This is a genomic window from Colwellia sp. M166, assembly GCF_024585285.1.
Lineage (GTDB): Bacteria > Pseudomonadota > Gammaproteobacteria > Enterobacterales > Alteromonadaceae > Cognaticolwellia.
The window spans coordinates 1546982-1558993 of record NZ_CP040755.1 but is presented as its reverse complement, the minus strand read 5'-3'; the positions used below and the strand labels follow the sequence as shown (position 1 = coordinate 1558993).

The following is a 12012-nucleotide window of genomic DNA, read 5'->3' as shown; positions in this document are numbered from 1 at the left end:
TTAAATGCCACAAATTATATTTTTACCCAATGAAGATCTTTGCCCTGACGGTGCAGTAGTACAAGCCGAAAAAGGCGAAAGTGTTTTAGATGTAGCACTTAAAAACGACATTGGTGTTGAACACGCCTGTGAAAAAGTTTGTGCATGCACGACTTGCCATATGATCATTCGTGAAGGCTTTGATTCTATCGCTGAAAGTGACGAGTTAGAAGACGACATGCTTGATAAAGCTTGGGGCTTAGAACCCGATTCTCGCCTTGGTTGTCAAGCCTTGGTTGGCGATGAAGACCTAGTGGTAGAGATTCCTAAGTACACGGTTAACATGGTTAGTGAGCGATAGGACAAATTTTTTGAACATTAAAAAGGGTAATAACAGGTTGATGTTATTACCCTTTTTTCGTTTCTGGTGTTTTTGGCTAAAAAGCCTATCGTATGTTCATTTTGGGAAAAGTTAAAAATATCAATGAAATCAATGAAGTATAAACCCAGTTTTTAAATTACCCTCAGACCTTCATTTTTCATTGTATGATCACTTTAGGACATTCTTTGAAGGTAAGTTTGGTCAACATTGTCCCTTAAAACAGAGTGTAGTGATGATGACCAAGATTATAAGTCCTGCAATACTAGATGAACTCCAATGTTGTGAGCGTGGCGGTTTAATACTTTCACTATTTAGCATTTTAGCTATTGCCAATTGACCAAGCCCATCATTGTATAAATCAAAAATACGATTTAATAATGCGGCTCTCGTTGGGCATACTATAAACTCATTAGCTTCTTTATTGACAGTGAGCCAAGAAGGGCACATGGCGGTAAGTATTTTACTTTCGCTAATATTACGTTTATTAACCCATGCCGCTTTTAACCGCTCCTGCTTTTTACGTGATTCTTCATGAGCAAGAATAATAGCCGCTGTCATCGTATAGATGAGTCCGGGGTCACGATTCACTCGTTCCCATGAATACACCATTTCATTAGATAACGTAACAATAGTGATATCTTCTTTGAGAATCTGGCGAACAATGTCCTGAGCATCAAGCGGCTCTTGTCTACTTAAACGGTCAAAGTCTTCAATGAGTAGGGTAGAGCCACGCTGTACTTCGCCTGTTTTGATGGCTTCAAGAAAGTGACCTAAGAAACCTTCTTTAATATGCGTACCATGAAAGGCCGACAATCCAAGGTCTTTAATCGTGGTTGATTCATCAAGCTTTAAGTTGTTTTTCTCACAGTAATTCATCGACAATTCAAGCTGTCTACGCTGTGAATCACCGTCAAGTTGATCAGGTGTAGAAAAGCGAATGTATGAATAGGCGAGGGGAGTGTTTTCGATAGGTTGTGCATTGAATTGATAGCTCATGATTGACCTCAAAATAATTTGATTGCTTATGAGCTAAGGTATTGTAAACACAAAAGTCTCCTTGTAAATAGCAAAACCTCAACTTTAACAACATAGCTTAAACGAACGTTTGAATTTTTAGAATGTCTTTATATTTCAATGTGTTAATTTTTATTGATGCGGAGGTCCATGATGGAGTGAGGGGGGTTACCGAACGGACATGTGTCTGATTGATAAATTTTGAGTGATTTGGCTCTGGTTAACTCAGTAAAAATAAATTTTATACAAACTTGATTAATTAAAATGATTGTCTATTTTTACTATGTAAATATGGACGTTAATAAAAATCAAGGATGATTGTTATGAAAGCAATAAAAAAACTCCTGCTAATCAACTTTTCTTTATTGTTGTTGGTGACACCTTTAAGATCTGAGGCGAATACTTGGATTGCGTGGGATTATATTTATGGCAGTGGGGCGCAAGCCACTGCTGGTTCAGCTTTGCAGGCATGTAAAGATGTTGATCCAGGACTTGACCCTGAAGAAGTAAGCCTAGAGCAACAGGGAGACAATTATTATTGTTCTCAAGGAGGAGGGCCTTTTGCTGCTGTTTGTAGGCAAGTAGATTGGTATACAAATACACCAGAAGAATTAGAAATTATTTCTGAAGGTGATGTATTAGATCTTACTTTTAGCTCAAGCTCTCGTGTGACAGGTGATTGTGGAAGGCCAGGATTAAAAGTTGATAATATAAATGAACAGGTTTTAGATATAATATCTGGTGCTGATAGCGATTATGGTAGCTATGCTCACTTAACATCACCAACTATCCTTAAAATGCAAACCCCTCAAAATAACTACTTTAGTGGCAACAGAGAAGAGCAATTAGAGTATATCGGTGAGAGCGGATCTCCTGGGTGGGAAAATATTTTGTCAAATTACAATACAACTGTTGTAATTGAAGATGACGAAGAAATTCCTATACTATCTTTTTCTGGTTCTACAGAAGTTTTGGAAGGAGAATCATTTGAATTGACACTGTCTTTGAACATAGCTACAGATACTGGATTCGTCATTAGATATAATTTAAACGATGCAACTCATCTTACTGAAGAGGGAGTTTCCATAAGTGGTGTTGGCAGTTTCACCTCGACCATTGACGCTAGTTTATATTCTAATAAGGTTGATTTACCTCGACAATTTCTGACAGGTAATAGTGAGGATAATGAAAAATTCTCTGGTGATAAACAAATTATAATCACTGCTGAACTAGTTAAAAATGGAGTCTCATATTCATCAACACAACATAGTTTCATTATTTTAGAAGATGATCCCGTGGAGTTAGAAGAGGAACTTGGATATGAGTGTCCAATGACAGAACACCCTGTGAATATACGCTCGGGTAACAAATATCTTCGTCATGTCGATGCTGAGTTTTATAATTTTGGGAGAAGCTATCAAATTGTTCGGCATTATAATAGTTTTACAAATGAATGGTCGTTTGAGTTTGAAAAACATTTAAAATTTGATGTAGATAAGATTAAAGTTGTTCAAGGTGATGGGAAAATTATTAGTTTTACTGATAATGCAGGTGTTTATATTCCCGATATAGCAACACGAGTTGAGTTGACAAATGTAGGTGGCTTTTACTTTGTTAATTTATCAGGTGCTTCAATTGAAAAGTATGATAGTTTCGGAAAGCTGCTTTCTAAAACGCATAGAGATGGTAGTAGTCTAAATTACACATATGAACCTTTAAAAAATAGCATTTTAGATTCAGAAAGTAATTTACTGTACGTTGCTAGCTTTGATATCAATGGCAACGTATCTACTATTAGTACTTCTGATGGTGAAACGATAACCTATCAATACATAAGTGACAACTTAACATCAGTTACAAACACAAATGGTCAAAGTAAAACCTACATATACTCAACCCAAGGACTAACACAGGCTGTTGAAAACGGGTATGTAATTAATAATATTACGTATGATTCCAAAGGAAGAGTGACCCAAAGTAAAGTCGGCAACTCAGGAGATTTTGAAACGTTTAATTACGGCAGCTTACAGACAACCGTAACCAATTCTCTGGGTAAAGAAACAATATATAATTATATCAATATTAATGACCGCTTTAAAATATCTTCAGTTGATGGTGTAGCATCTACAAATTGTGTCTCATCAAATACGAGTTATGGATACAACACCAAAGGTTTCCTTATGTCACAAACTGACTCTCGTGGAATAATAACCACCTACCAAAGAGACTCAGAAGGATGGGAGGTAGGGAGAACAGAAGCCTCAGGTACAGCAAATGAACGAACTACTTCTACCTTGTGGGATAAAACCTTAGGTTTGCCACTAACAATTACTACACCTAAAACAACGGTTAACTATACTTATGACAGCAAAGGAATGGTGTTAAAGAAAGAAATTGTACCAACGAATATACAGTTTTAATTAATTATCAGGGAATTAGATATTATGAACTTTTCAAAGTTAACTTTATTTATTACATGTATAACTCTTCTGTCTAATGCATCTGCAACAGAAGAGTCCTTCACATATACAAGTGATTCGCTTATATCTACTATTAACGGAAAACGTGTCGACGTGTCAGATATTACGTCGTTTACTTATGATGTCCAAAACAACTTGAGTAAAATAACGAATGCATTGGGTCAAGAAACTACCTTTAGTAATTACACAAGCAAAGGTAAACCTCGAACTATTATTGATTCAAATAATATAACCACTGAGCTTCAATATAATAGTCGAGGACAAGTAATTTCAACAACGAGAGGAAGTCGCTCTATAACTTATCAATACAATGAGTATGGTTTGTTAACCTCTAGTACACTGCCTTTGGGGGATATTTTAACTTTTATGTATGATGATTCCCGTCGAATATCTCAGATAGTTAATAGTGCGAATGAGTCTATTAATTACACCTATAATACTAAGGGTAATATAACAAACACCCAATATCTCAACTCTGTTGGTGAGGTTGTAGGGAGTTTCAGTTCTTCTTTTGATGAGCTTGGAAGAAAGCTTACTGACACCGCGGGGTATCTAAATCGGACATATAATTATGACACAATGTCTAATTTAACTAGCTATTCTATGGGGAGTAACTCAACCACTAACGATTTTGATGAACTAAATCGTTTAATAAAGGTAACTGATGTATTATTGGGTCAAACCATTTTAACCTACGATGTTAACGACGCTCTAATTTCAGTAACAGATGCAGCTCAAAATCCTACACAATATTCTCCAGATTTTAAAGGCGATAACGAGCAATTGGTGAGTCTAGCCACAGGCACTACTCAATTTACCAATGATGAAGTTGGTAATGTACTAAGTAGAACAGATGCTCGGGGAATAATTACTCAATTTGCTTATGATGCATTAAATAGGCTTGTGTCAGTAAACAATGCAGGGAGTGAGGAAGATGTCACGTTTAATTATGATAATAGTCAATCAGGACGCTACGGCATTGGTAAATTAACATCAATTGTGCAACTTAATGATTCAATCAATTATTATTATAATGAGTTTGGTGAAACCACGAAAACAACAATAGCTATTGAAGGTCACCATTATAGTGTTTCGTACAATTATAATAATGGGTTACTAACAAAAGTAGTATACCCAAGTGGTCGGGAAATTATTTATACGTATAACACTATTGGTCAGATAGTCAAAGTCGATAGCTTTTATCAAGGAGAATCACTTACATTAGCAGATAGTATAAATTATTTACCTCAAGGGGCTGTTAAGTCATTAACATACGGTAATGGTAAACTACTCACTAATACTTTTGATATGGGGTATTTTTTAACAAGTAGACAAGTGACTGACGTGGTTGACTATACATACTCTTATGATAGTGGTGGGAATATTGATTTAATCACAAATAATTTAGAGGTAGCTAATAGCCTAACGTTAACCTATGACCTTAAGCATCGACTTACCGATGTAACAAAGAACCTAACTAATAGTCAGTTTACGTATGATGAAACAGATAATAGGGTTAGTAAACAAGTTGATGGTGAACTTGACAATTATAGTTATGAAAATACAAAACTAACGACGTTAAATAGTGAAACATTAACTTATGATAATAACGGTAATCTAGCTCAAAAAGGAAGTGACTTATTTACTTATAATTTAGCTAATCGATTGTCGTCAGTGATAACTGCTTTTGGGACATATAATTATCTTTACAATGCCTTAGGCCAGCGTATACAAAAGAAAAGTGTTGATGTTGATATTCATTATGTATATGACCATTATGGGCAGCTAATTTATGAAATCGATATTGGCACAAATATAACGACTGAATATGTATATTTAAACGGTAATCGATTGACGTTTCATCAAGGTAAGTTTTCGTCTGGTAAGATTATTATTGATGACAATGATGAAAATGTAACGGTTGATGGAGAATGGAAGTTAGTGACTAAAAGAAAAAAGAAAGGAAAAAAGAAATTTAAAGGAATTGGTTATTTAAAGTCACCTAAAGGTAATGGAGAAAACTCTGTTGTTTGGCCAATACTTAATGTAGTTCGAGGTCAATATCAAGTTTATGCTCGTTGGGTGAAGAAGCGTAAAAATGCCAGCAATGCACCTTTTTCCATCAATCATGCATTAGGTCAGGATATCATTCGTGTTGACCAATCTAAGACAGGTAGTTCTTGGCAGCTATTAGGAAGTTACACATTAGATGCAGAATCTAGTATTGCATTAAGTAATGATGCTAATGGTAATGTAATAGCTGATGCAATCAAAATTAAGCCTCTAGATGGTGAAGCTATACTTACTTCAGATGACTACTTTATTCATACTAATCATTTGGGTGCACCTGTAGCTTTAACAGATGAGAGTGCTAAAAAAGTGTGGCAGGCAAGTTATGCACCGTTTGGAAAAGCAATAGTAAATGATGACTTTGATGGTGATGGTTTGGCCGTAGTATATAATTCTCGACTTCCTGGGCAATATTGGGATGAAGAAAAAAGTTCTTATTACAACTACTTTAGGGATTACGATCCTGAATTGGGGCGCTATATTCAGTCAGATCCAATTGGTTTAGCAGGTGGGATAAATACTTATGGGTATGTTGGTGGTAATCCGATCATGAGATTTGATCCGTATGGTCTTGATTGGTTTAAGCCCTCAAATCATCCTTATTCTGTTGGAAGAAAAGGTGCAACAGGCTTTGAGCCAGGTAAAGGAATAACTGGCTTTATAGACAATTATATACCTGCTGGTCACACATTCGGGCATCGCCATGATTCAATGGTTGGTTACATGGAAAAAAATTGGACGGCATTACCAGAATGGTCAATTGACTATATTCTAAACCCTATTACGATGCCTTTAGCTTATCCTTTAGCTGTCTTTGAAGAAACTACGATATCTATCGAAAAACTTTTACAAAATGATAATTATACTCATAGCGTTCAACAGTGTGAGGCACAACAAGAATGAAGATAAATATAGTTTCAACTCTATGCATTATTTTTTTATTATCAGCTTGTTCACCTGAGAAATATAAAAAATACAGTGAAGAAGATCAATTTCAGCACTTAATTGGATCACATATTAAGGCTGTTGTTGAATTGGAGGCTTTAGGAGTTACCTTTGGTTCGCTGAGAAATAAAGTGGTAGATTATGTGTTTATTGTACCTAAACCTAACTTTTCTGGCCCTGAGGTTGTATTCAGAAATGAGATCCCCCCAAACTCTAAGTTTAAAATAATTGGGGTTTATGGAAGTGATAGTGTTCTTTTTGAAAATAGTTACTATTTTCATGTTTCAGAACTCGATCCAAATTCTCGTCAAAGTTATATTCACTTAATCGAATTTAAGGTTAATCATTTATTAGAAAACGGTGGTTTGGATATAGCAGTATTTAAATTAGAAAACACCAATATGTAATTTTAAATGTGCTTTAATATTTTTATTTGAATCCAAAGCCTCGCTAGCCGGGGCTTTTTATTGTGCAAAATCAAACCAATTAGCATTAGGTCGCGTATTGATTTACTTACGTTTTTTAAACTGATAACTTTGATATCGGATTTACAAAGGACATTATCGTTAGGTTAAGACTCTGCTGTGCAATCTGACAATTTATCAAATATAAGGGAAGATATGATCCAGTCTGAATTTCAACGTTTTCTTCAAACTTTACTTTCAACTCCATCTAGTGCATCAGTTCATAAATTCGCTAACTTGGTACTAAAACACCTTGAAGAAATTGTTCCATTAGTTACTCATCAAGGGCAACGGGTTAAACATGTCGCAAAGCTTGCTCAAAAAGAGTGGGCTAGTTTAAGCAAAGATATTCCAACTAACCTTGAAGAAGTTGAGTCAGATGTAGCCTCTTTTGCTCTACTCAAAGAGTTATCGGTTGACTCATTTAGGGGATTTAGCCGTGAAGAAACTTTTGACCTAAAAAGTCTGTTAGTGCTTATCTTTGGGCCAAACGGTACGGGGAAGTCTAGTTTCTGTGAAGCATTAGAATACGCCTTGTTAGGCTCAGTAGCAGAAGCTGAAAGTAAGCGTTTTAGAGATGTTGAAGCTTATTTAAAAAATGCACACACCAATAAATTCGCACCACCCAAATTGATCGGAATTGATGATGATGGCGCTGATGTCAGTATCAAATCTAATGATGCTCTTTATCGATTTTGCTTCGTTGAAAAAAATAGAATAGATAGCTTTTCGCGTATTGCTGCGCAAGCTCCGGCCAAACAGTCAGAACTAATATCAACACTATTTGGCCTTGATGCATTTAATGAGTTTGTAAAGAATTTCTCTCCTGAAATTGATGGGCGATATATAGATTTAGAAGGTGTAAAAGCAAAAACACTTGCTCAAAAACGGCTTAAACTCCAAGGGGCTGAACAACAAATTAAACTTAATCAAGGTATCGTTGAACAAGCAAAGGATGATGAAGCTTCATTAGCATCTCGCTATAGAGAAGGCTGTACTTTACTTACAATGATGTCTGAGCTTAATGGCACAGAAGAAAAGCAAGGGCACGTACCTTTATTAGAAGCTGAGTTGCAGAAGCCTATTCCTCAAAAAAGTAACCTAACTGTGGCTAACCTAACCGCAATTAAACAGACGTTGATAAGCAGTCTGAATGAGCATACTCAAAAAAGTGAAGAGATAGCAAAAGCAAGTCAACAAGTATCTTTCCAACAACTATTTGAAGCCGTAACTCAAGTACAGCCGAATAGCCCTGATAAATGTCCTGCATGTTTAACTCCATTAACTGAAGTAACAGTTAATCCTTTTACTTATGCCGGAGAGGAGTTAGTCAAGCTTCAACATTTAGCCCTATTGCAAGCGACCATAAAGCAACTTGAGCAAACAGTGTTTCAAAAACTACAAGAATTACATCAGGTATTATCTACTTGTTTAAACTTTTTCTCTAATAACAAGTTAGCGCCTTTTAAGTTAGCTGATATGTCACACTTAAATGTAACATGGTGGAATAGTTTACATGCCGCGCTAGAAGATGGCACGACAGCTATACAACATATAGAGACTCAAGTAACTTGTTTAGAAAAGCAGGATATTGAGAGTGTTCAAATTGAGCAAAACAAGAATGCTCAGCGGTCTGAATTGAAGCGACTAAAAGGATTTTTAAATGACGCTCAAAAGTTAGCAGCTAGCAAAAGTGCTGCGGTTAAAGCAATAGAAGATGCTCGAAAGTTGATCAGTGAGTTTGATGAAGCAAACAAATCACTTATTAAAGAAGTAGAACAGGAAAAGCCGATTGTTACGAAGAATATTGAAATACGGGAATCTTACCAACAGTTCGTCTCTTTACTTAATGCCTATCGTAAAAAGTTGCCAGCTCAGCTAGTTGAAAACTTAGGCGATGTAGTTGTTGAACTTTATAATGCTTTTAATAGAAATGACGCACCTACTGAATTAATGGCTTCTATCCAGTTACCATTAGCGCAAAATCAAAAGTTAAAAATTTCTTATCAAAATGAGCCTAAAAAATATTTTGATGCGCTTCACGTATTAAGTGAAGGGCATATTCGTTGCGTTGGTTTGGCAATACTTTTGGCAAAAAACATAAAAGAAGGTTGTCCCCTTCTTATTTTTGATGATCCTGTAAATGCCATTGATGATGATCACCGCGAATCAATAAGGCGCACACTGTTTGAAGATCATTATTTCGATGGAAAACAGATTATCTTGACATGTCATGGAGAGGAGTTTTTTAAAGATATTCAAAATCTGTTATCAGTTGAGCAAGTTAAGAGTAGCCAGAGGTTAGCATTCTTGCCTCGTATTAATGAACCGCATATTCAAGTTGACTTCAAATGCGCACCAAGGAACTATGTTGAAGGTGCGTTAGAGCATATTCGCAAAAATGAATTACGATTTGCATTGGGTAAATCTCGCCAAGCACTTGAGTCATTAGCTAAAGGGAAAATATGGCGATATGTCAGTAAGAATGGTGATGGCAATTTGAGTATCAAGTTACGTACTGCCAATTCTCCAATTGAATTGCGCCAACTGACAGAGCAACTTAAAACTAAGATTAACAAAGGTGATTTCTCTGATCCTGATAAAGACAACGTGTTGTCTCCCATTGAACAATTGTTAGGTATTAATGGTGATTCTCGTGAATGGAGGTACTTGAACAAAGGTACACATGAAGAGGTAGACCGAGCGGAATTTGATCGAAATTCAGTTCATACCATTGTAGCTGCAATAGAGTCACTGGATCAGGTGCTGTAGCTTAACTTCAAATTCTCTTTGCTCTCAAAGCCAGCGGAAGCTGGTTTTGCCTTAACTATGCACGTTCAATCAATATCGCTGGATCGCACTGAGATTCAGCATATTCAACAACATCATCATTCCAATAATTACTTCTATATGCGTAGATTAAAAAGCTATGGCAGCAATGTTGCCATAGCTTTAAATGATGTTCAGTAAGCCAACCAAAATCGATTGTCTCCTTATGCTTGAAAATATTCCTAATGCCAGTATTTAGGTATTTTTCGGCTGCGGTAGCAGATGTAATAGGCCCTCTTGCTAAGACGCTTGGACAAAGTGACAAGCCAAATAAGGTGTTAGCAATCATACAGTCGTGATGAGCCAAGTATTGCTGACTTGCTTGGCGGATCAACTCATCGTTAGTGACATAGTAAATCATTGGCCTTAGTCGAGGCCAAAGCTGAAATCTTTCGTGCGGTTTCAATTGAATGATCAATTCATATTCTTGGTCTATTTTTTCTCTCAGTTCAGTCGGCAACATGGCGAGTAAATTTAAGTGCATTTCCTACTACCTTGTGATCATGAGCCGAGTACCTATGATAAAAATTTACGGGTAATATTACCAAGAATTTGATGGCAGGATTGATATGATTTTAGCGCCTAAATAGTCTTTCACTTTCATAAGTGGTAAAGTTAACTTCTACCTTGAAAATCCCGTAACTAATTAATTTAATGTAAAATATATCTACATTGTTAGTTATGTTTTTAACTTTGTTGAGTTTTAATTTCAATAAAAGTAATGGTCCTAAACCATAGAATCATACTGGTCCGTTATTAGTAGAAAGTGTCTCTGTCAACATAGAGGCTTGTCTCAAAAAAAGCAGGATCTCTGTACAGAGATTCCAAGAGAAATAGACCAGTGATTCTAAAAATAGCAATACAGCATTCTAAAATTATTGGACCATTTGAAATAATAAATAAAATTAAAAATAAAGGTGGGTTACTTGATCAGAAAGCCTAATTCTTTTTGATTTAAATATTTCGAGTCATCAAAATTTAATAAACTCTCATCCAATACTTTTTGGTCAAATTTAAAGTCTCGTTTCAGCGTGATGTTTGTCTCACTCAGTGAACCTAATAGATGATCGAAATGTTTAACAGTTGGCGTAACGAACTCCTTTTCTTGTTCATTTGAGTGAGCTGATAAAGCTATCAATAACTGAGCAATACCAAAACCAATTTTAGGTGTATTGCTCGGACAATATTTAATGGCGAATAACTTTATAAAAAGTTCAAAGGCACACTTTTCAGCATGCGTTGGTCTTGCTTCTTGAAGCTCATTTTGTTGGTAAATGGCAATAATGAGTAATGCAGTCAAACTATCTAACGTGTAGGTATTGCAAAGTTCATCAATATGCCAAGCGTACTTGCGATTAATAATCGTTGATAGTTCATCGGCTGCTGTTGCTGGTAAATGCCAATGTTTCCTTGCCTGCTTGCTCAAAAGCATATCTTTTATATGTAATGAAAGTGCATTGATTGCAGGAGCAAGGTTTTGACTTGCTGTATTAGGCTGACTCAACAGTATAAAGAAGGCTTTATCGGTATAGATAGGCTGATAGTTTGTAAGCTGCATCAACCGGGAAAACTTAAACTTACTCACAATCGGTTTGCCTTTTAGCTTTACGCGCCAATATCGCGAGTTAATTTCACTGTCTAGATACGTCAACAACTTCAGCGGAGAGGGGCTGAATCTAGCGGTAGTAGAAATATGAGCGTCTTCAATTATTTTAATCCTTAACGCTCTGAGCCTTTGCATCAAGTTTAGCGTCTTCTCTTGCTTATCATTTAAAGAAAATAACCACTCCAACAAGAAGTGTTGCGTAGCTAATGACTGCACATATTTGGGAAGTTTTTTGTAGGCGGT

The 12012-nt window shown here is 36.0% G+C and carries 8 protein-coding genes; 5 read left to right on the top strand and 3 right to left on the bottom strand.

Features of this window, described 5'->3' with window-relative positions:
• Positions 1-4 precede the first annotated feature (4 nt).
• Positions 5-340, top strand: coding sequence for an ISC system 2Fe-2S type ferredoxin (fdx, locus tag FGD67_RS07070; RefSeq protein ID WP_257174342.1), 336 nt, complete (start codon positions 5-7; stop codon positions 338-340).
• 222 nt (positions 341-562) lie between these two features.
• On the opposite strand, the gene FGD67_RS07065 is transcribed toward fdx, so the two are convergent.
• On the bottom strand, positions 563-1357 hold the full coding sequence (locus FGD67_RS07065) for a recombinase family protein (RefSeq protein WP_257174341.1): 795 nt from the start codon (positions 1355-1357) through the stop codon (positions 563-565).
• A 341-nt stretch (positions 1358-1698) separates the two neighbouring features.
• Between FGD67_RS07065 and FGD67_RS07060 the strand changes: the two genes are divergently transcribed.
• From FGD67_RS07060 to FGD67_RS07040, 4 genes are all read left to right on the top strand, one after another.
• Entirely contained in the window at positions 1699-3795 is a 2097-nt protein-coding gene (locus FGD67_RS07060) for a DUF6531 domain-containing protein (RefSeq protein ID WP_257174340.1), read from the top strand.
• A gap of 153 nt (positions 3796-3948) precedes the next feature.
• A complete protein-coding gene (locus FGD67_RS21780; protein ID WP_306556790.1) occupies positions 3949-6828 on the top strand; it encodes an RHS repeat-associated core domain-containing protein in 2880 nt (959 codons plus the stop codon).
• Complete coding sequence (locus FGD67_RS07045; protein ID WP_257174339.1) at positions 6825-7277, top strand: hypothetical protein; 453 nt, start codon at positions 6825-6827, stop codon at positions 7275-7277. Before FGD67_RS21780 ends, FGD67_RS07045 begins: the two co-directional genes overlap by 4 nt.
• 213 nt (positions 7278-7490) lie before the next feature.
• A complete protein-coding gene (locus FGD67_RS07040; protein ID WP_257174338.1) occupies positions 7491-10106 on the top strand; it encodes an AAA family ATPase in 2616 nt (871 codons plus the stop codon).
• 55 nt (positions 10107-10161) lie between these two features.
• On the opposite strand, the gene FGD67_RS07035 is transcribed toward FGD67_RS07040, so the two are convergent.
• Both FGD67_RS07035 and FGD67_RS07030 read right to left on the bottom strand, forming a co-directional pair.
• Positions 10162-10647, bottom strand: a complete 486-nt coding sequence (locus FGD67_RS07035; protein WP_257174337.1) for a hypothetical protein — start codon at positions 10645-10647, stop codon at positions 10162-10164.
• Positions 10648-11085: 438 nt separating this feature from the next.
• Complete coding sequence (locus tag FGD67_RS07030; protein WP_257174336.1) at positions 11086-11955, bottom strand: hypothetical protein; 870 nt, start codon at positions 11953-11955, stop codon at positions 11086-11088.
• Positions 11956-12012 lie beyond the last annotated feature (57 nt).